The organism is Actinomadura rifamycini DSM 43936 (assembly GCF_000425065.1).
Classification (GTDB): Bacteria; Actinomycetota; Actinomycetes; order Streptosporangiales; family Streptosporangiaceae; genus Spirillospora; species Spirillospora rifamycini.
Window position 1 is genome coordinate 221,793 of the sequence record NZ_AULB01000011.1, and the last position, 20,316, is coordinate 242,108.

The following is a 20,316-nucleotide window of genomic DNA, read 5'->3' on the forward strand; positions in this document are numbered from 1 at the left end:
CGATCACGCGGCGCCCTGCGCCGCTCCGGCCAGTGCCTCGGCGCGCAGCCGGGCCGCGGTGCGCAGCTGCTCGGCGGTCTCGGCCAGGTCGTCGGAGGGCGTCAGCACGCCGTCGGCGAGCGCCAGCGCGGTCCCGATGGCGTCCACGCCGCCGAGGTCGTCGCGGACCGAGCGGCCCAGCGCGCCCGTCGCCCCGCACGCCCGCGCCTCGTCGCGGCAGAACAGCGCCATCTCGCAGCCCGCCATGCACTCGGGCGCGTACCGCGCCTCGACCGCGCGCACCGACTCGGCGAGCGCGTCGCCGGGCTCGAACGTCAGGTCGTCCGGGAGCGCGTCCAGGATGCGGTCGATGCGGGTGATCCGCGCGAGCTGCCGCCGCAGGACGGCGAGCTGCGGGCGGACGTCCAGCGGCGTCGCCGTCGGCCGGTTCGAGAAGTTCTCCGGGCACACGAGGAACACCTCGTGCGACACGCGCGCCGGGTCGTGCCCCAGCTCCTCCACCAGGCGCCGCAGCGCCAGCACGTACACCGCCGACTGCCGGGCCGCCGCCGCGACCTGCTCCGGCTCGGCCTGCCCGTCGACGACCGCGAACGACTTGATCTCGATCACGTGCAGGCGCCCGGCGAGCTGGAACGCGATGACGTCCGGCTCCAGGTAGGCGGGCTGCCCGGCGATGTCGAGGCGCAGCAGCGGGTGGTCGAACAGCGTGCCCTCGCCGGACTCCAGCGCGCGTGCGATCAGCCGCCGCGTCCGGGTGTGCCGCAGCTCGCGGCCCTCGTTGCCCGCGACCACCTCGAGGTCGTCGTAGGCGACCTCCGGGACGGCGAGCCCGAGCCGGTCGCGCAGCAGCGTCAGCAGCTCCGCGCACCCGTCGGCCTTCACCTGCGCCTCGAACGCGTTGCCGCGCGTGATCGCGAACTGCGACTGGCCGAACGGCGCCGGGAACCCGAGCGCCCGCGCCACCGCGTCCTTGTCGACGCCCGCCGCGTCCATCACCCCGCGGCGGGCGCAACCGGGATTGCCGGTCAGCGCGGCGATCGTGCGTGCGTCATGGTTGCGCGGGGGAGCGCCGCCGCGCAGCCGGTCCAGGTCCGGCGCGGTCTCGGTCATCGGTCCGTCTCTCCATTGACGGCAGGGCGCCGTGGGGCGTCCTGCAGGGCCCGCAGCCGGCTGCCGAACAGCCGTTCCGCGTCGTCGAGCCGGTCCAGGGCGCGCCCGGCGGCCGACTCGCGCCGCCGCCGGTCCGCCTCCCGGTGCACCTCCAGCTCCTCCCGGGCGGCCTCGGCGAGCACGGCCGGATCGACTGTACCGACCGTACCGTCGACCGCACCGGGAATGTTGGACGCGAAACGCCACAGCAGCCGCTGCACGTCGGGGTTCGGTTCGCCGCGTCCGGTCCGCCGGGCATCGGCGTGCTCGGCCAGCCGGATCGCGGACGTCAGGAAATCGGTGCGCGGGCTCAGCGGGCCCACGATGCGGCGCTCCAGCGGCCACGTGCTCACGGTGAGCAGGCCGCGGGCGGGGGCGAGCAGGTCCGCGGTGAGCGCGGCGCACAGGTAGTACGGCCGGGCGTACGGCGCGGTGCGGAACGAGCGCTCCTCGTCGCGGCGCAGGCTCGACAGGCGGCCCGCCGCGATCTCGCCGGGGAAGAACGCCGCGTAGACCGTTCCGACGAGCTTGGGGGCGGACGGGACGCCGAGCAGCGTCAGCGCCTGGTGCACCTGCTCGCGGACCGGCAGCAGGCCCCGCCGCGAGCCCTTCCCGGTGGCCTTCGCGCCCTTCGCGCCGCTCTTGGCCGAGCCTTTCGCGGAGCCCTTCGGCGCCCCCTTCGCGCGCCCGCCCTTCCCGGACGCCGCGGCCGCCGACCGTCCGCCGGACGGACGGAGCGGCGCGGTGCGGCGGCCGACCGGGTCCCCGGCCTCGGCCGCGTCGGCACCGTCGCCGAGGACGAGATCGTCCCAGGCGTCCTCGGCGGACCGCAGCTCGCCGCGCAGCTCGCGGGCGGCCCGCCGGTCCCCGGCCGCCATCGCCCGGCGCACGCCCGCGCGCAGCTCGGCGATGCGGGCCTCGAGCGCGTCGGGGGTGGACGGGCCGGGGGAGCGGGACATGCGGCAGACGGTACAGGAGGTCCCAGACAATTCCAGAGTTTTCCAGTATTTCGGCGCGTTATCCGGCGGTGTGGCCGAGATGTCCGGGAGAAGGGCCCTGCCTGCGCCGCACCAGCGAATACCGCCGGAGAAGGTGACGGCGGAACACGGCGCCCGGCAGGACGCGCGGGGCCCCTTCCCCGTCACGCACCTCGGCCCACGTCATGCGGGATCGCCGACGGCGCGGGGCGCGCGGGAGGCGGGCCGGCGGACGAGGAGGCCGTCCCCGCATCCCGCGTCCAGCGCCTCCCCGCAGTCGGCCGGTACCCGTCCGCCGTGCTCACGGCCGTCGGCGCCACCGGGGAGGACGTGGTCAGCGGGTGTCGCGGCGGAGCGGATGCCCCTCCGGCACCTCCACGATAACGATCTTGACGCCCGCCGGGTCCTCGATCCACATCTCCACCAGCCCCCACGGCTCCTCCCGGGGCTCCCGGACGATCCGCGCCCCGGCCGCGGCGAGCCGTTCGTGCTCGGCCCGCACGTCCCGCACCTGGAGCCAGATCATCGCCGCCGACCCGTCCCCGGCGGCGCCGTGCCCCGACACCTCCAGGAACCCGGAGCCGAGGAAGAACACGACGCCGGGGGAGTCGGGCGGGCCGAACTCCCGGTAGACGGCGAGCCCCAGGACGTCCCGGTAGAACCGCTGGCTGCGCTCCGCGTCCGCCGGGCGGAGCAGGATCCGGCTGCTCAAAACCTCCATGCACCCATCCTCGCCCGGCGCCCGTCCCGCCCCGGAACCGGGCCCCGTTTCGGGGCGGGCCGCTTCCGGAGCGGAGCGGGTCAGCCGGGGAAGCTGGCGTGGTAGGTCGCGGCCATGTCCGCGTCGCCGTGGCCCTGCTCGATCGCGCGGCGGAACCGCTCGCCCGCCGCGTCGTTGACGTCGACGCGGATCCCGGCGGCCGCGGCGGCGTCGTGGATGATGCGGGTGTTCTTCTCGGCGGTCCGGACGGCGAAGCTCGGCGCGAGCTCGTCCTCCACGATCGCCTTCATCTTCGTCTGGAGGTACGCGTTGTCGAGCGGACCGCCGGTGAGGACCTCCCCGAGCAGGGCCGGGTCGAGCCCGAGCGCCCGGGTCAGCGCCACCGACTCGGCGATCACCGAGGTCAGCGAGATCGCGTAGCCGACGGCCGCGAGCTTCAACCGGGTGCCCGCGGCGGCCGCACCGTCCTCGTCCAGCCACAGCGTCCGGCTGCCGAGCGTGCCGAACACCGGCTCCAGCACCGGCCGCGCCCCCTCCGGCCCCGCGGCCAGCACGATCAGGTTGCCCTGCTCGGCGGGCTGCTTGGTGCCCTGGACGGGCGCGTCCACGAACGTCACGCCGTGCTCGCCGGCCAGGGCCGCCAACCGCGGCACGTCCGCCACGGCGACGGTGCCCATCTGCGCCCAGACCTGCCCGGCGCGCAGGCCCGGCGCCGCGTCCGCCATGACGGCCAGCGCCGTCTCGCCGTCCCCCAGGATGGTGATGACCGCCTCGGCGCCGGTCACCGCCTCGGCCGGGGACGCGGCCACGGCGGCGCCGTCGGCCCGCAGCGGCTCGGCGCGGGCCGCCGTCCGGTTCCACACCGTGACCCGGTGGCCGTCGCGCAGCAGGGTGCGGGCCATCGCGGTGCCCATGATCCCGGTTCCGAGCAGAGCGACTTCGGTCATGATCGTCTCCTATCTGAACTGAGCGGTACGAAGATCATGCGGCATCGGCGGCGTGCCGCGGCGCGCGGCGTGCGTCCGGCCGCGCCCGCCGATGTCAGCCGTAGGCGTGCCCGTCGCCCGGGCCGTCCGCGCCCGCCTCGGCGGCGGGACCGTCCCCGGCGCCCGGCGCGTACGGGGCGGCGAACGCGTCCAGCGTCCGCTCCAGATGGGCCGACCACCAGGTGACGAGCGCCGCGTGGCCGCGCTCCTGCGGCGGCCGTTGCGCCGGATCCGGCGCGCCGGACCCGGCGGCGCCGTCCTCGCCGAGGTAGCGCTGCCGCAGCGGAGCGACGTCGCACAGCCGCTCCCACCACGCCCGGTGCACCGCCGACTGGATCTGCCCCGCGTCGAGCGGGAACGACGCGCGGTGCCCCCGGACGAACGCCTGCACCCGGTCGAGATCGAGGCCGCGGTCGTCCTCGCCCGCGAACAGCCGCGCCGCCGCCCGCACCACCTCGCCCGCCACCGGGCCCGTCGTGAGACCGTCCCAGCCGAGCACCGCGGTCACGTTCCCCGACCCCCCGTACCGGAGGTTCCCGCCGTGGAACGAGCCGTGCAGGTGCCCGACCGTGCAGACCTCCGCGTCCGGCGGCTGGTGGTCGGCGAACTCCGCCAGCAGCGCCCGCCGCTCCCGCAGCCGCCGCTCCGTCAGCGCGGCGAAGTCGGTGCCGCCGCCGCGCGGGACGGCCGCCAGCAGGGCGTCGACCGCCGCCGCGGCGTCCGCCGCGCGCGGCGCGGGCACCAGCATGCTCTGCTGCACGGGCGGCGTCAGCCGCTCCATCTCCGCGTGCAGCCGGCCCAGCAGCCCACCGAGCTCCTCGCACTGCGCGAACGTCAGCTCCAGCCCGTCCCGTCCGCGCCCGCCGGCCCACGGGAACAGCTCGTACCCGCGTCCGGCGGCGGTGACGAGCGTCCGGCCGGTCCGCGCCGGGACGGGCGCGAGGACGGGCAGGCCGGCCGCGTCGAGCGCGGCGGTGATCCGGTGCCGGAACAGGATGCGGCGCCGGTCGGGGGCGGGGTGCTCCTTCAGCAGGTACGCGCCGTTCGCGGTGTCGATCCGCCGGGACCGGCGGACGGCGGCGCCGTCCGGTCCGGGGCCGGCGAACCGCGCGTCCGGCCCGAGGTCCCAGCGCCGCAGGAGCCGCGCGGGCGGCCCCGCGTCGCGCCCGGCGCCGTGCCCGCCCGCGGCGGCGGCGTCAGCGGACTGCGACGTCGGCATGTCTGACGTCCGCGCTTCTGACGTCGGCGCTTCTGACGTCGGCGCTTCTGACGTCGGCACCTCTGACGTCGGCACTGTGCACCTCGGCGGCCTCGGACGGACGGCGGTCGAACGGATGTTCCAGGCCGACGCTACACGGCCCGCCACCGCGGGGAAAGGCGACCGCGCTCAGACGCGCTCGAGGACGACCACGGGGATCTCGCGGTCGGTCTTCGTCTGGTACTCGTCGTACTGCGGCCAGGTGGCGGCCATCTTCCGCCAGAAGGCGGGCTTCTCCTCGGGCGTGGCGGTGCGGGCCCGCGCGGTGAACTTGTCGCCCTTCACCTGCACCCGGACCTCGGGGTTCTCTTGCAGGTTCAGGTACCACAGCGGCGGCTCGTCCGCGCCGCCCTTGGACGCGACCACCAGGTAGGCGTCGCCCTCCGGCTGGTAGATCAGCGGCGTCGTCCGCGGCCGCCCGGTGCGCCGCCCCGTGGTGGTCAGCAGCAGCGTGACCGTCCCCTGCCAGTCGTGGCCCTCCGCGCCGTCGGTCTCCTGGTAGCGGGCGACGTGCTCCTCGCCGTACAGCATCCTGTGCCCCTTCCGTGGCTCCGTGCCGATGCGGACGACCTTCCCCGCCGCCCGCCCGCCGATGCGCGATCCCGGGAACCGGGCCGGTCACAGGTCCCTGAGGACGCCGCTCAGCAGGCCGCCGGTGTCGTCCGGGCGCGCCGCGGTGATGCACAGGTTGTTCATCGCGCGCATGTAGGTGTCGACGTCGGTGGGCTTGTCGAGGTACAGCGCGCTCGTGAGCTGCTCCAGGTAGACGACGTCGGACAGGCCGGGCTCCGCGAACCGCAGGATCGTGAACGGGCCGCCGGCCGCGGCGTGCCCGCCCGCGCCGAACGGCACGATCTGCAGGGTCACGTTCGGCAGCTCCGACATCTCCATCAGGTGCCGCAGCTGGCGCCGCATCACGTCGCGCCCGCCCAGCGGGCGCCGCACGACCGCCTCGTCCACGACCGCCCAGAGCGTCGGCGCGCTGGGCGAGGTGAACCGCTCCTGCCGGGTCGTCCGGACCCAGACCCGCCGCTCGACCTCCTCCTGCGACGCGTCGGGGAACCCGAGGCGGACGACCGCGCGGGCGTAGTCCTCCGTCTGGAGCAGGCCCGGGACGAACTGGAGCTCGTAGGAGCGCAGCAGGGACGCGGCCTCCTCCAGCCCGAGGTACGCCTCGAACCAGTTCGGCAGCACGTCGCCGTACCGGTGCCACCAGCCCGGCGTGTTGGCCTCCTTCGCCAGCTCGAGCATCTGCTCGCGCTCGTCGGGGTCGCTGACCCCGTAGAGGGTGAGCAGATCGGCGACGTCGCGGGTCTTGAAGCCGACGCGGCCCAGCTCCATCCGGCTGATCTTCGAATGCGAGCCGCGGATCTCGTACCCGGCCTGCTCGGTGGAGATGCCGCAGTCCTCCCGGAGGCGGCGGAGCTGCGCGCCGAGCAGGATGCGCAGGACGGTCGGCCCGCCGCGCCGCGGATAGTCGATCAGCCGTCCGGCCGGATCATCTTCGGCCGGAGGAGTCGGAACAGCTGAATCCTGGGGCAAGGGGGTCACCAGCCAGTCGACGGGTCTGCGCGGGACGGTACGGCACCGCCCTATGTTAGAGGATCGAAGCACGATTTTGGGAAGTACGGAAAAGGTGTCTTCGTAATCTCCCAATCGTGCCGGAACGGGCAGCGCAGCGCGGTGCCGTACGCCTCGAAGTACGGACGGTCCCGCCGTTCGGAGCCGCAGACGATACTCCTCTCGCCTATGCCGCGCCAACGTGTCCCTTCGCCGCACCGATCGCGGAAGGGCGGTTTGGAGCGTGACCACGGGTTCGTTCGGCGCTGTGGGTGGCGGTGCGGCGGCGGACCGTGTCCGGCGCGGCCGGACGGACGCTCCGGCGCGGCAATTCCGAGCCCGCTTCGGTTGTCGCTTCGGTGGCGGCGCATCACGGATGGCACATGAATTGCCGGTCGTTCTCGGGCGCCGCAGTCGACCAATCGGCGTCGATTTCCGTGCCGTCCGATGCGGCGCGATAATGGCGGGCGTCCGGCGGTCCGCCGAACAATACGCGAGGGCGCGCCGCGGCCGTCCGGGGGGTGCGCCCGGCGGCGGCCGTGCCGCGGGGGAGGCCCGGAAGCGGCTTCACGGGGCGGCGGTCCCGGCGGGGCCCCGCCCGGGCGTGACCCGGATCTCGTCCGCGTCGCCCCAGGTGCCCGCCGCGGTGACGAAGGTCTCTCCGCGGCCGGGCGTACTTCCGAGGATTCCGGCGTTCACTGGTACGGAGGCGCAGCGCACGCGCGCCGCGAAAGCGGACGGCAGCCATGCCCCGTGCGGCGCTTCGCCCGGATTCCAGCCCATCACCGACCGAATTGGGGGAATCATGAACGCTACCCGTGAGCGACCCGACATCCGGTTCCTCGTCTCGGGCGACGTCACAGCGCACGAGCGCGGCGCGGCCGAACGCGCCGTCGGCGAGGCGCTGGCGGAGGCCCGCGGCGCCGTCACGTCCGTGCAGATCACGCTCAGCGTCGTGGCCGACCCGGCCCTGCCCCGCCCGGCGCTGGCCCGCGCCGTCGTCGAGATCGACGGGCGGGTCGTGCGGGCCCAGGCCGCCGCGCCGCGGCTCGTCGAGGCCATCGCGCTGCTGCGCTCCCGCCTCGCCGTCCGGACGGCGAACCTGCGGGTCGGCTGACCCGGCACCGCCGACGGCGGCGCCCGTGCACCGGACGCCGCCGTCCTCCCGCGGTCCGGGCCCGCGCGGCCCTCAGGCGTCGCGGCGCCGCAGCACCAGCCCCCGGCGGCCAGCGGCACCAGCGCGTACGCGGCCAGGACGGCCGACGCCGCCACCGGCGGCAGCAGGTGCCCGTAGATGGACGGTTCGGCGCCGCGTCCCGAGATCTGCGCCGGCAGCCCGCTCAGCATCACCGACCCGACCCGCTCGTCCCACGGTGCCGGCAGCTGGAACACCGCCGTGGGCAGCACGTGCCAGACGAGCACCGCGCCCGTGATCGCCCCGGCCGCCGACCGCAGCAGCACGCCGAGGCCCAGCCCGAGCAGCGCGAACACCGCCACCGACGTCCCGGACACGGCGAACCCGGGCAGCTCCTCGACGACCGCCGCGCGCTGGTCGGCGATCGGGCGGTCGCCGACGGCCGGCCGGGAGGCGAGGAACACCCCCACCGTCGTCACCTGCCCCGCGACCAGGCCGACCGCGCCCACCACCAGGGCCTTCGCGGCCAGGAACCGCCCGCGCCCCGGGACCGCGGTCAGGCTCAGCCGCACCATGCCGGTCCGGTACTCCGACGTCACGCTCAGCACCCCGAGGACCGCCAGGCACAGCCCGCCCACCCACCCGGCGAGCTCCAGCACCGGGCGGATCGCCACCTGCGCGCGGTCGTCCGCGCCGAGGCCGTCCCAGGTCCGGGCGAGCTGCGCCGCGAGCAGCACGACGAACAGGGAGAACGCGACGGCCGTCCCCAACACGCCGTAGGTCGAGCGGACCGAGCGCAGCTTCCGCCACTCCGCCGCCGCCGCCCGGCCCAGCGCGCTCCCCGCCGGGACGGGCGCGACCGCGCCGGTCACGCGTCCCGGCGCGCGAACGCGTACGCCCCGGCGCCCAGCATGACCGCGACGTAGACGACGAGCAGCGCCGCCGCGGCGGGCCCGGACAGCCCGCCCTCGCCCGCCGTCGACCCCGGCACCGGCGCGACCTGGTTCGGGAAACCGGCCGGCAGCAGCCACCAGATCCGGTCGTCCCACGGCGCCGGCAGCAGCCGCACGAGCGGCGGCGCGACGAACACCAGCCCCATTCCGATCGTGATCGTCGCGGCCGTCGAGCGGAGCAGCGCCGCCATGCCCAGCGTCATCAGCGTGATCGCCGCCGCCGTCACGGCGATGGCGACCGCGTTGGCGGCGTGGTCGGCGAGCGGGCCGTCGAACCCCGGCATCGGGCGGTCGCCCGCGATGGCCCGTCCCGCCAGCAGCGCCGCAGCGAGGCTCACCAGCGCGGCGGCGCCGACCAGCCCGGCCGCCGCCAGCGCCTTGGCGCCCAGCAGCGGCAGCCGGCGCGGCATGGCGGTGAGGCTCGTGCGGATCATCCCGGTCGCGTACTCCGACGTCAGCATCAGCGCGCCGAGCACCACGGCGCAGACCGGGAGCACCGCCGTGAGGAACTGCGTCGGCGGCGCCGGGGCCAGGTCCGCGCGCTCCGCGGCGGACAGGCCCTCCCAGTACCGCACCGCGTACAGGGACCAGAGCAGGCAGAACAGGAACGCCACCCCGATCGCCGCGAGGATCGCGGCCGTCGACCGGACGGTGCGCAGCTTGTGCCACTCCCCGGCGATCGCGCCCGTCCACGTCCCGCCGGACCTCGCAGCGGAGCCCGCCGCGCGGCCGTGCGCCGCCGCGGCGTCCCCGGCCGGGAACCCCGCCCGGCGTTCGCCCGTGCCGGTCCCGCTCATCGCGCCACCGACCCGAACTCGGCGCTGTCGGCGGTCAGTTCCATGTACGCCTCCTCCAGCGACGCGCTCTGCGCCGCCACCTCGTGCAGCGGGATGCCGTGCGCCGCCGCCCGGTCGCCGATCTCCGCCACGTTCAGGCCCGTCACCGTGAGCGCGTCGCCCTGCGCGGTCTCCACGCGCCCGCCGGCGGCCGCGAGCACCGCCGTCAGCTCGTCCGGGCGCGGCGAGCGCACCCGCACGCCCCGCGCGAACCGGTCCGCCAGCTCCCGGACCGACGTGTCCGCGATCAGCCGGCCGCGGCCGATCACGATCAGCCGGTCGGCGGTCATCTCCATCTCGCTCATCAGGTGGCTGGAGATCAGCACCGTGCGGCCCTCCGCCGCGAGGGACCGCATCAGCTCGCGGATCCAGCGCACGCCGTCCGGGTCCAGGCCGTTCACCGGCTCGTCGAACAGCAGCACGCCCGGGTCGCCCAGCAGCGCCGCCGCGACCCCGAGCCGCTGCCGCATGCCCAGCGAGAAGCCTCCGACCCGCTTGCGCGCCACCCCCGCCAGGCCGACGAGCTCCAGCACCTCCGCCGTCCGGCGCGGCGCGACGCCGTTGCTGCGCGCCAGCCAGCCCAGATGGTCGATCGCCCGGCGGCCGCCGTGCACCGCGCCCGCGTCCAACAGCGCGCCCACCTCGAACATCGGCCGCCGCAGCGCCGCGTACCGGCCGCCGTTCACCAGCGCCTCACCGGACTCGGCCCTGTCCAGGCCCAGCAGCATCCGCATCGTCGTCGACTTCCCCGCGCCGTTCGGCCCGAGGAACCCGGTCACCGTCCCGGGCCGCACCGTGAACGACAGGCGGTCCACCGCCGTCGTCGCGCCGTAGCGCTTGGTCAGCTCACGTACCTCGATCATGCCGTCCACGGTCGTCCCCCGACGGCCCCGCGCGCATCGGAACGCGGTCCGGACCGCGCCGTACGCCCGTGGTCGGAGACCGCCCGGCCGCCTCCGACCACGGTCCGACGCCCGCCGGGCGGACGCGCCCGCGCGCGGCATCCGGATACCGTTGCGACGTGCACGAGCCCGATGCGCGCGTCCCGCCCGCCCCGCTCGGCCCGCGGGTCGCCCGGTCCAAACTGATCGCCCTCGACGCCGCCGCGGCGCTGCTCTACATGCTCGTGATGCTCGCGTCCGCGGGCCCCGGCGTCTCCGCGGTCACCGCCGGCCCGCTGCTCGCCGCGTCGGGCCTCCCGCTCGCCGTGCGGCGGATCTGGCCCGTCCCCGTGTTCGCCGCAGTGCTCGCCGCGTCCGCCCTGGCGCTGCTGGCCGACATGCCCTCGGACGCCTTCGTCGCCGCGGCCTACGCGCTCTACACCGTCGCCCTCACCCGGCGGCGGCGGAAATGGGTGCCCACCACCCTCATCGGCATGCTGAGCTGCGTCGTCATCCTCGGCGCCGCCCTCTTCGGGCCGATCGGATGGCGGGCCGAGCGGCTCGGGTTCCTCGTGCTCGGCCTCGCGGTGCTCGGCGCGTCCTGGGCGCTCGGCCGCACCGTCCGCGACCGCCGCGAGCACGCCGCGCGCTTCGCCCGCGAACTCGCCGACCGCGCCGTCGGGGAGGAGCGGCTCCGCATCGCCCGGGAGCTGCACGACATCGTCGCCCACAGCATGAGCCTCATCGCCGTGAAGAGCGGCGTGGCCGTGCACGTCGCCGAGGCGCGCCCCGCCGAGGCCGTCGACGCCCTCCGCGTCATCGAGGCCACGAGCCGCGGCACCCTCGCCGAGATGCGGCACCTCCTCGGCGTCCTGCGCGCCGACGCCGCCGGCGAGGGGGCCCTCACGCCGCCCCCGGACCTCGCCGCCCTCGACGGCCTCGCCGAACGGGCCGCCATGGCGGGCGTCCGCGTCGACCTCGACGTGCGGGCCGGCGACGTGCCCGAGAGCGTCGCGCTCGCGGTCTACCGCATCGTCCAGGAGGCCGTCACCAACGTGGTCAAGCACGCCGCGCCCGCCCGCTGCCGGGTCGGGGTCGTCGCGGGCGGCGGCCGCGTCGGCATCGACGTCACCGACGACGGCCCGGGCACGCGCGTCCTGCCCGGCGGCCCCGGCGGCGGGCACGGGATCATCGGGATGCGCGAGCGCGTCATGATGTACGGCGGCGAGTTCAGCGCCGGGCCCCGGCCCGAGGGCGGATTCGCCGTCAGCGCCCGATTCCCCTACGAAACGTGAGCACCGTGGAAGAACTCCGCGTCCTCGTCGCCGACGACCAGGCCCTGGTCCGCGGCAGCTTCGGCGTCCTCATCGACACCGCGCCCGGGCTCCGCGTGGTGGGGGAGGCGGGGAACGGCGCCGAGGCCGTCGAACTCGCCGGGCGCGAACGGCCCGACGTCGTCCTCATGGACGTCCGGATGCCCGAGATGGACGGGCTCGAGGCCACCCGCCGGATCTGCGCGGCCCACCCGGACGTCCGCGTGCTGATCCTCACCACGTTCGACCTCGACGCCTACGTCTACGGGGCGCTGCGGGCGGGGGCCAGCGGCTTCCTGCTCAAGGACACCCCGCCCGCCGATCTGCTGTCGGCCGTCCGGGTGATCGCCGAGGGGGAGTCGCTGCTCGCGCCCACGGTGACCCGGCGGCTGATCGCCGAGTTCGTCCGCGGCCCCGGCCCCGTGCGGCCCGCGCCCGACGGGCTCGGCGCCCTCACCGCGCGGGAGCGGGAGGTCCTCACCCTCATCGCGCGCGGGCTGTCGAACGCCGAGCTGGCCGAGCACCTGCACCTCAGCCCCGCCACGGTGAAGACGCACATCGGGCACCTGCTGGCCAAGCTGCACGCCCGCGACCGCGCCCAGCTCGTCATCGCGGCCTACGAGACCGGGCTCGTCCGGCCGACGGCCCGCTGAACCCGGCTCACAGATCCCGAAGGACGGGCGCGAGGCGCTCGTACCCGTCGGCGGCCGACGCGAGGTCGGGGGCCAGGACGGACACCGCCACGTGATCGGCGCCCGCGTCCAGGTGCGCGCGGACGCGGCGGGCGACCGCCTCCCCGTCGCCCCAGGCGAAGCAGGCGTCCACGACCTCGTCGGTGCCGCCGCCCTCGACGTCCGCATCTCCGTAGCCCAGGTCCCGGAGCGCGCGGACGTAGGGGGAGCCGGGCATGGACAGCAGGCCCGTGCCGCGCGCGATGCCGCGCGCCGCCGCCGCGTCCGTCTCCAGGATCGCCGACTGCATCACCGCCACGAGCTTCCCCTCGCCGAGGCGCTCCCGCGTGCGGCGCGTGTGTTCGGCGGGCATCGCCGCGGGCAGCGCCCCGTCGGCGCGCTCCCGGGCCAGCTCCTGCATCTTCGGGCCGAGCGCGGCCAGCAGCCGGGGGAAGGGGACCTCCGGCGCGGGTGCCGTCCCCGCGGCGGCGTCCATCCCGTCCAGGTACTCGCGCGTCCGCGCCAGCGGGCTCGTCCACTTCTGCCCGCTCTGCTCGACCATCATCGGCATGCTGACGCCCACGCCCAGCGCGAGCCTCCCCGGGTACGCGTCCGCGAGGACGGACGCGGCGCCCTGCATGGCGGCGGGATGCCGCGCCCAGAGGTTCGCGACCGACGAGCCGAGCACGATCCGCTCGGTGGCGGCGAGCATCACGCCGAGCTGCGCGAACACCTCCCGGCCCCCGATGAGCTCGTTCACCCAGAGCGCCCCGTAGCCCGCGTCCTCCACCCGCCGCGCCGCCCGCCGCCACTCGTCGGCCGGCGCGATCGGCGTCATGAGCACCGCGCCGATCCGCCCCAGCCGCCGTGCCTTGTCCACCGTCGTCGTCATGACTCTCCCGTAGAATCGGAACGTATCACCCGCTTAGGACCGTACCGGAACGATCGCCCCGGTTGTCAACGGAAGGGGGCACGGCCCGTGCCGACCGATCGACCGCCCATGCGCGCGGACGCCCGCCGCAACCGGGAACGCATCATGGACGCGGCCCTGGAGGCGTTCGCCGCGGACGGGAGACTCGTCCCGCTCGACGAGATCGCGCGCCGCGCGGGTGTCGGCGCGGGCACCGTGTACCGCAACTTCGCCACCAAGGAGGCGCTGTTCGAGGCCGTGGTCGCGGTCCGCATCCGGGCGATGGTGGACGAGGCCCGGGCATTGGCCGCCGCGAACGACCCCGGAGCGGCGTTCTACGACTTCGTCGCCCGGGTCGTGGAGGAGGCGATGGTCAACCACGCGCTGTGCGAGGCCCTCACGGAGCAGGGGGCGAGGGCGCTGGAGGGGGAGTGCATGGACGCGGCGTTCACCGACGCCCTGGACGTGCTGCTCCGCCGGGCGGCCGAGGCCGGCGCCGTCCGCGGCGACGTGAACGTCCACGAGGTGCGGACGCTCGTGAACGGCTGCATGGCGATGGAGCGCTTCCGCCGCGCCGCCGTCCCGCCGCGCCGCATCACCGCTCTGGCACTGGACGCCCTGCGCCCCGACGTGACGAAACCGAGTAACGAAACGAAAGTGTCACGAAAGGTCGGCGCCTGCGAGATCTGCGACCGCCCCCTGGCCAGTTCGCGAACCGGCCGCCCCGCCCGCTACTGCGGCCCGGCCTGCCGCCAGAAGGCGCACCGCCGCCGCACGCGCGGCTGAACCTCAGGACACCGCCCGCACCAGGCGCGCCGCCAGCTCCCGCGGATGCCCGAGCGCCACCAGATGCCCGCCGGGCAGCTCCTCGACCGGGATCCCCAGCCGGTCCCGGACGACTCCCCGCTGCCATTCGAGCGGGAACAGCCGGTCGTCCCGCCCCTGCAGGAACACGGTCGGCGTGCCGGGCCACGCCTTCAGCGGCCACGGCTCCTCGAACGGCGCCGACGACTGCGGCGGCTCCTCCCGCATCGCCTCCGCGACCACGTCCGGCGGGACGTCATGGAAGAAGATCTCCATCGGGTCCAGCTCCTCGGTGGGCGTCCGCCCCTGCCGCACCGCCAACTCGGCCGCCGCCCGCGGCTGCCCGGTGTTCCCCCACCATTCGGCGCCCGTCTCCCCGGGTACCGGCACCATGGCGTTGACTAGCACCAGCAACCCCACGGGCACCCGCGCACACACGAGCGGCGCCGTCAGCCCGCCCATCGACTGAGCGACCAGCACCACGTCCGTCCTGTCGCCGATCGCGGACACCACCGTGTCGGCGTACTCCCGCAGCCCCGCGGAGTCGTCGTCCGCCGGAAGGTCGACGGCCACCACGTCGTGCCCCCGCAGTTCGGGAATCAGCCGATGCCAGTACCAGGCCCGCCCACCGGCCCCGGGAATCAAAACGAAGGTAGCCACAATCCCAGCCCCCGAACGGAAACGACCCTCGACGGGCAGACTACCCCCGCCCGGGCCCGCGACACCGGCCGATAAACGCGTTGACCGCCCATGCAGCGAACGCCACCATGCACCGCGACGCCGCCCCTCGACGAAGGCATGACATGACCGTTCCGCTCCGGCAGATCCGCGCCGAACACGACCGTGACTCGATCACCGTCTACCAGGCGTACCGGCCGGAAATCGGCGCACCCGCCATCGCCCACGGCACGTTCGTCGACCCCTTCTCGCGCAACCGGATGACCTGGATCAAACCCTCCTTCCTCTGGCTGATGGCGCGCAGCAACTGGGCCCGCAAGCCGGGTCAGGACGTGATCCTCGCGGTGCGGCTCACCCGCACCGGATGGGAAGAGGCCCTCGCCCTGGCCGTACCCACCCGCGCCGACCGCCGGATCTTCCGCGACTCCGACGAATGGCGCCGCCGTTTCGCGAACTCGACCGTCCACGTCCAATGGGACCCGGAACGCTCGCTGCGCGGACAGAAACTCGAACACCGCAGCATCCAGATCGGCCTGAGCCGCCACGTGATCGACCGTTACGTGGACGACTGGATCCTCGGTATCGAGGACCGCACCCCCCTCGCCCGCCGCATCCACCGCCTGCTCCAAGACGGCCAGGCAGCGAAAGCGAGAAACCTCCTCCCTTCGGAACGCCCCTACCCTCTGCCCCCCAACCTGGCCAAGAACATAGGCGCAACCTGAACACCTTCGAGCGCGGAAAACCGGCCCTCGAAATCACGAATCATTGGGCACCACGCTGGTCGATATCCCACGATGGGGACATGGCTCAGACTCCCGTGCACACCGACGACGACATCGCCGCGCTCACCGCTCGAGTGATCGATGAATGCGGCGCACTGGTCATCATGAAGGCGGACCCGTCCGACACCGACGATCTGGTTCGGCGCCTCGACCGGGACCTCGACGCGGCCTTCGGGGACGAGTCCACCGAAGTCACGGTGCGCATGGTCCTGGGCTCGGCCTGCTCAACCGCGGCCAGGGCCATTGAACACTTCGTCGCAGCCCTCCAGCTGCCGTACGCGGCGACGCGAGGCTGGACGGACTTCGGGGAAGCCCTGAACGACCGTTCCACCAACGCGGAGTGCATCGTCATCACCGAGGCCACGCAACTGCTCAAGCACGAGGACTACGACCTGTGGCAGGAGCTGGTCGACGGCCTCGGCCCCCACGATCACCGCTCAGGCTGCCTCTACCGCGGCTGGCGCACCCTGGTCCTGATCGACACCGAGTTCCGTTGGAACGAATGGGTGTTCAACTCCGCACACCACGCGCCCCCCACCCCCACGAACCCATAACACGGCCCCCGCACACCGACAAAGCCACACGACCACCCGAACCCATAACCACCCCCGTCCCCCGCCCGTACCGCCCCCTGCCCGCCCCCCCGTGCCCGCCCCCCCGTGCCCGCCGCCCCGTGCCCGCCGCCCGTACCGCCGCCCCGTGCCCGCCGCCCCGTGCCCGCCCCCCGTGCCCGCCCGTTCATAGCCCGCCACGTCACGCCCCCGGTTCCCTGCCCTGCCGGGCCCCGTGGGCGGGTGCGGCAGGTGGCTGGCGGGCGGGTAGTGCGGGTGCTGGCAGTGTGGGAGGCGTGGGCGGCGCGCACGGAGCGGTAAGCCGGACGGCGGCTGTGCGGCTGGAGACGCTGGCTCGGGTGTCGCCTTGGGGCGAACCGTGACCGCTCAATCGCCTTCGGGCGGTGGGAGGCGGAGGACGACTCGGCGGGTGAAGCCGCCGCGTTCGGCGGCCTTGGCCGCGCGGCGGCGTTCCAGGTCGCCGGGGGAGAGTCCGTGGACGGCGGCGAGGGCGTGGACGACCTCCAAGATGTCGGCGAGTTCGTCGGGATCCGCGTCGGCGGTGTACTCGGTCACCTCCTCCGAGAGTTTGGCGCGCAGTAGGGACGTGTACTCGTCCTGCCCGGCGATACGGGTCTGCGGGGTTCGGCCGGAGCCGGTGATGATCTCCGGGATGCGGTCGCGGACCAGCTTCTCCGCCGGGGCGCCGCCGCCGTTTCGGCGGTCGAGCGCCTGGATCCACTGGACCGCGACCGCGGCCGTCTGCACGAGTTCGCCGCGCAGCAGGACCGGATCGGACTCCGCGAGGGCTTCGGAGAACTCCTCGGCCAGGATGTGCCGCCAGGCCAGCTCTCCGGACGCCGCGGCGTCCGCGCAGTCGCGCTTGGACTGATCGGCGCGCTCGGTGAACGCCGGTCCGGTGCCGTCCGGGAAGTCCTGGACGCCCCAGGTCCGCTCCTGGGCGTCGCGTTCGGCGGCGACGTCGGCCAGCACCTTCTGCAGAGACTCGTCCATGACGGGCGACGTTAGCCGCCGGGTACGGACGCGGCCGGTGTTCGGTCGGGTTCGCGGCTCAGCACCTGGTGGAGGGCCGAGGGCAGTTCGTCCCACAGCCAGTCGTTCAGGGTCCCGGGAAAGTCGGCGGGCTGCTCGATGGCCAGCCGCCCGGGACCGGCCTCGACCAGCCGTACAGTGACGGGGTCGCCGTCCCACATCGGCCGTCGGCCGCCCCAGAACTCGGCGAAGTCGGTGCCGGTCAGCGCCGGCTCGGACGTCACCGTGTGCCGGCCCGGATGCCGTCCGAGGGGAAGGAGCCGCTGCGCGGTGGTGCGCAGGACGTTCAGCGCGGCCACGTCCTGCGGGCAGGCCACGCCGGTGATCTCGAGTTCGGGGATCCCGAAGCGGCGCAGCCCGCGGGACCTGAGGCGGACGCAGGTGCAGTCCTCGCCGTCGTCGGCTTCGCAGCGCCCTCCGGCCCGGTAGGGCGGGAGGGACGCGCCGAGCCACCCGTCGGCGAGGACGAAGTCGCCGAAGTCGCCGGGGCGGGACGCGGGGAGGATCTGGTCCGTGTCGAGGTCGACGGGGACGCCGCAGACCTCCTCGGCGATCGCCAGGGCGGCGGCGCGCACGATGTGCGGCGCCGTCGGAAGATCGTCGACCCTGAGGACGGACGTGACTCCGATGTGCCGGTCGGCCCGTTCGATCGCCTCGCCGTCGGCGGCGTCGACGCCGACCGCGCGGTGCAGCCGCCACGGCGCCGAGTCCGCCGGATGGATCGTGATCATCAGGCCGGGCGTCCCGAGGCGTTCCGCGGCTGCCTTCGCGTACGGCTCGGGCAGGGCCCGGCGGATCACGGCGGCGACGTCGCCGGGAGCCCGGTCCGCGGCGACGACGAACCGCGCGGTCGTCTCCTCGGGGACGGTGATCGTGACTGGCATGGCTGCCTCCTCGCGCTCGGCCGGTGTGGAACCCAGCCTCGGCGAGCACCGAGGGGCATGTAATCGGAAATCGAACCTGTGGATAAAGCGGGACGGCGGCGGGCGGGCAGGGCCCGTCCGCCGCCGTCCGGCGTGCGCCTCAGCGGGCGGACACGTCCACGTAGTGACGCTCGCCCGGGCCCACGTAGACCTGGCGCGGGCGGCCGATCTTGGTGGCGGAGTCGTTCATCATCTCGCGCCACTGCGCGATCCAGCCGGGCAGCCGGCCGAGCGCGAACAGGACGGTGAAGGCGTTCGTGGGGAAGCCCATCGCCTTGTAGATGACGCCGGTGTAGAAGTCGACGTTCGGGTAGAGCTTCCGCTCGACGAAGTAGTCGTCGCTCAGCGCGACCTCTTCCAGGCGCATGGCGAGGTCCAGCAGCGGGTCGGACTTGCCGAGCGCGTCCAGGACCTTGCCCGTCGCCTTCTTGACCACCGCGGCGCGCGGGTCGTAGTTGCGGTAGACGCGGTGGCCGAAGCCCATCAGCTTGACGCCGGGCTCCTTGTCCTTGACCCGGCGGACGAACGTCTCGATGTCGTCGCCGTCCTGGTGGATCCGCTCCAGCATCTCCAGGACCGCCTGGTTGGCGCCGCCGTGCAGCGGGCCGAACAGGGCGTCGACGCCCGCGGAGACCGACGAGAACAGGTTGGCCTGGCTGGAGCCGACGAGCCGCACGGTGGAGGTGGAGCAGTTCTGCTCGTGGTCGGCGTGCAGGACGAACAGCATGTCGAGCACCCGGACGATCTCCGGGTCGACCTCGTAGGGCTGCGTGGGCAGGCCGAACGTCATGCGCAGGAAGTTCTCGACGTACCCGAGGCTGTTGTCCGGGTAGAGCAGCGGCTGACCGTTGGACGTCTTGTACGCGTAGGCCGCGATCGTCGGGAGTTTGGCGATCAGCCGGATGCTGGACTGGTCGACCTGCTCCGGGTCGAAGGGGTCGAGGCTGTCCTGGTAGAACGTCGACAGCGCGCTCACCGCGGACGACAGCACCGCCATCGGGTGCGCGCGCCGCGGGAAGGCGGAGAAGAACGCGCGGAACTTCTCGTCGAGCAGGGTGTGGTTGCGGACGCTGTCGGTGAACGCGGCGAGCTGGTCCCCGGTCGGCAGCTCCCCGTAGATCAGCAGGTAGGCGACCTCGAGGAAGGACGACTTCTCGGCCAGCTCCTCGATCGGGTACCCGCGGTAGCGCAGGATGCCCGCGTCACCGTCGATATAGGTGATGGCTGAAGTGGTGGACGCGGTGTTGGTGAAACCGGGATCAAGGGTGACGTGCCCGGTGTCCTTGAGCAGCGTGTTCACCCCCAGTCCGGAGGGCCCCTCGGTCGCCTCGGTCACCTCGAGAGGCATCCGGCCGCCCGCGTGGTTGAGCTCGAAATCCGACATACTCGCTCGCTCCCAACTGCGTCCACACCTGCGTAGACGTTCCGCTCTTCATCGTATCCAGGTGATCACATGGGCCAATCCGTGCCCGGCGCGTTGACGGACGGCGCCGCAGGTGCTCACGTGGAGTCATGAGCGACCGTGAGGCGGCCGGACTGGTCGCGCGCGCCCGCGCCGAGATCGGGTCCGCCGAGGGCGGCAACCGCTTCCTCGATCTCCTCGAATCGGGCGACTTGCCCCGAGAACGCCTGGTCTGGCTGGCCGTCGAGGAGTATCGCATCGTGCGCAGCGATCGGCGTAGTTTCGCCCTCCTCGCGGCACGCCATCCCGATCCGCCCTCCGGCGACCTTTTTCTGGAGCTGGCCCAGGGAGAGGGGCACGCGCTGGGCCTGCTGGACGACTTCGCCGCGGCGCTCGGCGAGAGTGAGAAGAATCTCAACGCCCGGGACCCTCTCCCGTTCGCTCAGGCATACCCCGCCCACCTCGCGCAGCGGGCGGCCTTCGGCACGGCCACCGAGGTCGCACTGGCCATGCTGGTCAATCTCGAGGAGTGGGGCGGGTACTGCGCGCGCACCGCCCGCGCCCTGCGGGCCCGCTACGGCTTCACCGAGCAGGCGGTCGCGTTCTTCTCCTTCTTCGCGGAGCCGCCGCCCGGCTTCGGCGAGCGGGCCCTGGCCGTCGTGGCGGACGGACTGGCCGCGGGCGACGATCCCGTCGAGGCCGTCCGGTGCGCGCGGCTCGTCCACGCCTACGAGACGGCTTTCTGGGACGCGCTCGCCGAAGGTCTCTGACCC

Annotated in this window: 21 protein-coding genes; 6 read left to right on the plus strand and 15 right to left on the minus strand. The window is 74.3% G+C overall.

The genetic code is table 11. From position 1 onward, the window contains the following. Positions 1-3: 3 nt before the first annotated feature. The 10 genes from H505_RS0111350 to H505_RS0111395 all read right to left on the minus strand — a co-directional run bounded on the left by H505_RS0111350 (position 4) and on the right by H505_RS0111395 (position 10,438). Complete coding sequence (locus H505_RS0111350) at positions 4-1,110, minus strand: hypothetical protein (protein WP_026402082.1); 1,107 nt, start codon at positions 1,108-1,110, stop codon at positions 4-6. Next, positions 1,107-2,108, minus strand: a complete 1,002-nt coding sequence (locus tag H505_RS49775; RefSeq protein WP_026402083.1) for a hypothetical protein — start codon at positions 2,106-2,108, stop codon at positions 1,107-1,109. Before H505_RS49775 ends, H505_RS0111350 begins: the two co-directional genes overlap by 4 nt. A gap of 352 nt (positions 2,109-2,460) precedes the next feature. Then, on the minus strand, positions 2,461-2,847 hold the full coding sequence (locus tag H505_RS0111360; RefSeq protein ID WP_026402084.1) for a VOC family protein: 387 nt from the start codon (positions 2,845-2,847) through the stop codon (positions 2,461-2,463). 80 nt (positions 2,848-2,927) lie between these two features. Next, complete coding sequence (locus H505_RS0111365) at positions 2,928-3,794, minus strand: NAD(P)-dependent oxidoreductase (RefSeq protein WP_026402085.1); 867 nt, start codon at positions 3,792-3,794, stop codon at positions 2,928-2,930. 94 nt (positions 3,795-3,888) lie between these two features. After that, a complete protein-coding gene (locus H505_RS41250; protein WP_064743588.1) occupies positions 3,889-5,052 on the minus strand; it encodes a phosphotransferase enzyme family protein in 1,164 nt (387 codons plus the stop codon). Between the two features lie 168 nt (positions 5,053-5,220). Continuing rightward, entirely contained in the window at positions 5,221-5,622 is a 402-nt protein-coding gene (locus H505_RS0111375; protein WP_026402086.1) for a nitroreductase family deazaflavin-dependent oxidoreductase, read from the minus strand. Between the two features lie 87 nt (positions 5,623-5,709). Beyond that, positions 5,710-6,576 carry a helix-turn-helix domain-containing protein gene (locus H505_RS0111380; RefSeq protein ID WP_026402087.1) on the minus strand — a complete coding sequence of 289 codons (867 nt, stop codon included), beginning with the start codon at positions 6,574-6,576 and terminating at the stop codon, positions 5,710-5,712. Positions 6,577-7,218: 642 nt separating this feature from the next. Then, on the minus strand, positions 7,219-8,658 hold the full coding sequence (locus H505_RS49780) for an ABC transporter permease (RefSeq protein WP_051300538.1): 1,440 nt from the start codon (positions 8,656-8,658) through the stop codon (positions 7,219-7,221). Then, entirely contained in the window at positions 8,655-9,536 is an 882-nt protein-coding gene (locus tag H505_RS0111390; protein ID WP_051300539.1) for an ABC transporter permease subunit, read from the minus strand. The genes H505_RS49780 and H505_RS0111390 overlap by 4 nt, the downstream gene beginning before the upstream one ends. Continuing rightward, positions 9,533-10,438 carry an ABC transporter ATP-binding protein gene (locus tag H505_RS0111395; protein ID WP_026402089.1) on the minus strand — a complete coding sequence of 302 codons (906 nt, stop codon included), beginning with the start codon at positions 10,436-10,438 and terminating at the stop codon, positions 9,533-9,535. The genes H505_RS0111390 and H505_RS0111395 overlap by 4 nt, the downstream gene beginning before the upstream one ends. Before the next feature lie 158 nt (positions 10,439-10,596). On the opposite strand from H505_RS0111395, the gene H505_RS50990 reads away from it, so the two are divergent. Both H505_RS50990 and H505_RS50995 read left to right on the plus strand, forming a co-directional pair. Continuing rightward, positions 10,597-11,751: a sensor histidine kinase gene (locus H505_RS50990; protein ID WP_026402090.1), complete on the plus strand. Its 1,155-nt coding sequence runs from the start codon at positions 10,597-10,599 to the stop codon at positions 11,749-11,751. Continuing rightward, positions 11,748-12,422, plus strand: coding sequence for a response regulator (locus H505_RS50995; RefSeq protein WP_026402091.1), 675 nt, complete (start codon positions 11,748-11,750; stop codon positions 12,420-12,422). The genes H505_RS50990 and H505_RS50995 overlap by 4 nt, the downstream gene beginning before the upstream one ends. Positions 12,423-12,429: 7 nt before the next feature. Here H505_RS50995 and H505_RS0111410 read toward each other — a convergent pair whose 3' ends face one another. Beyond that, complete coding sequence (locus tag H505_RS0111410; protein ID WP_034517550.1) at positions 12,430-13,332, minus strand: TIGR03620 family F420-dependent LLM class oxidoreductase; 903 nt, start codon at positions 13,330-13,332, stop codon at positions 12,430-12,432. Positions 13,333-13,419: 87 nt separating this feature from the next. Here H505_RS0111410 and H505_RS0111415 point away from each other — a divergent pair, with 87 nt between their 5' ends. Further along, positions 13,420-14,136 (plus strand): TetR/AcrR family transcriptional regulator, encoded by a 717-nt coding sequence (locus H505_RS0111415; protein WP_026402093.1) that lies wholly within the window; start codon positions 13,420-13,422, stop codon positions 14,134-14,136. 3 nt (positions 14,137-14,139) lie between these two features. On the opposite strand, the gene H505_RS0111420 is transcribed toward H505_RS0111415, so the two are convergent. After that, complete coding sequence (locus H505_RS0111420) at positions 14,140-14,814, minus strand: alpha/beta fold hydrolase (RefSeq protein WP_026402094.1); 675 nt, start codon at positions 14,812-14,814, stop codon at positions 14,140-14,142. Between the two features lie 143 nt (positions 14,815-14,957). Between H505_RS0111420 and H505_RS0111425 the strand changes: the two genes are divergently transcribed. Continuing rightward, the gene (locus H505_RS0111425; RefSeq protein ID WP_026402095.1) at positions 14,958-15,554 is read left to right on the plus strand and encodes a DUF4291 domain-containing protein; all 597 of its coding nucleotides are present in this window, start codon (positions 14,958-14,960) and stop codon (positions 15,552-15,554) included. Between the two features lie 80 nt (positions 15,555-15,634). Beyond that, positions 15,635-16,168 carry a hypothetical protein gene (locus H505_RS0111430; protein ID WP_026402096.1) on the plus strand — a complete coding sequence of 178 codons (534 nt, stop codon included), beginning with the start codon at positions 15,635-15,637 and terminating at the stop codon, positions 16,166-16,168. A 384-nt stretch (positions 16,169-16,552) separates the two neighbouring features. On the opposite strand, the gene H505_RS51565 is transcribed toward H505_RS0111430, so the two are convergent. The 3 genes from H505_RS51565 to H505_RS0111450 form a co-directional block, all read right to left on the minus strand. After that, the gene (locus tag H505_RS51565; protein WP_245592488.1) at positions 16,553-17,179 is read right to left on the minus strand and encodes a nucleoside triphosphate pyrophosphohydrolase; all 627 of its coding nucleotides are present in this window, start codon (positions 17,177-17,179) and stop codon (positions 16,553-16,555) included. Between the two features lie 11 nt (positions 17,180-17,190). Beyond that, on the minus strand, positions 17,191-18,102 hold the full coding sequence (locus H505_RS0111445) for a hypothetical protein (RefSeq protein WP_026402097.1): 912 nt from the start codon (positions 18,100-18,102) through the stop codon (positions 17,191-17,193). A gap of 139 nt (positions 18,103-18,241) precedes the next feature. Next, on the minus strand, positions 18,242-19,525 hold the full coding sequence (locus H505_RS0111450) for a citrate synthase (protein ID WP_026402098.1): 1,284 nt from the start codon (positions 19,523-19,525) through the stop codon (positions 18,242-18,244). A 128-nt stretch (positions 19,526-19,653) separates the two neighbouring features. On the opposite strand from H505_RS0111450, the gene H505_RS0111455 reads away from it, so the two are divergent. Then, positions 19,654-20,313 carry a thiaminase II/PqqC family protein gene (locus H505_RS0111455; protein ID WP_051300540.1) on the plus strand — a complete coding sequence of 220 codons (660 nt, stop codon included), beginning with the start codon at positions 19,654-19,656 and terminating at the stop codon, positions 20,311-20,313. The last annotated feature ends 3 nt before the right edge of the window (positions 20,314-20,316 follow it).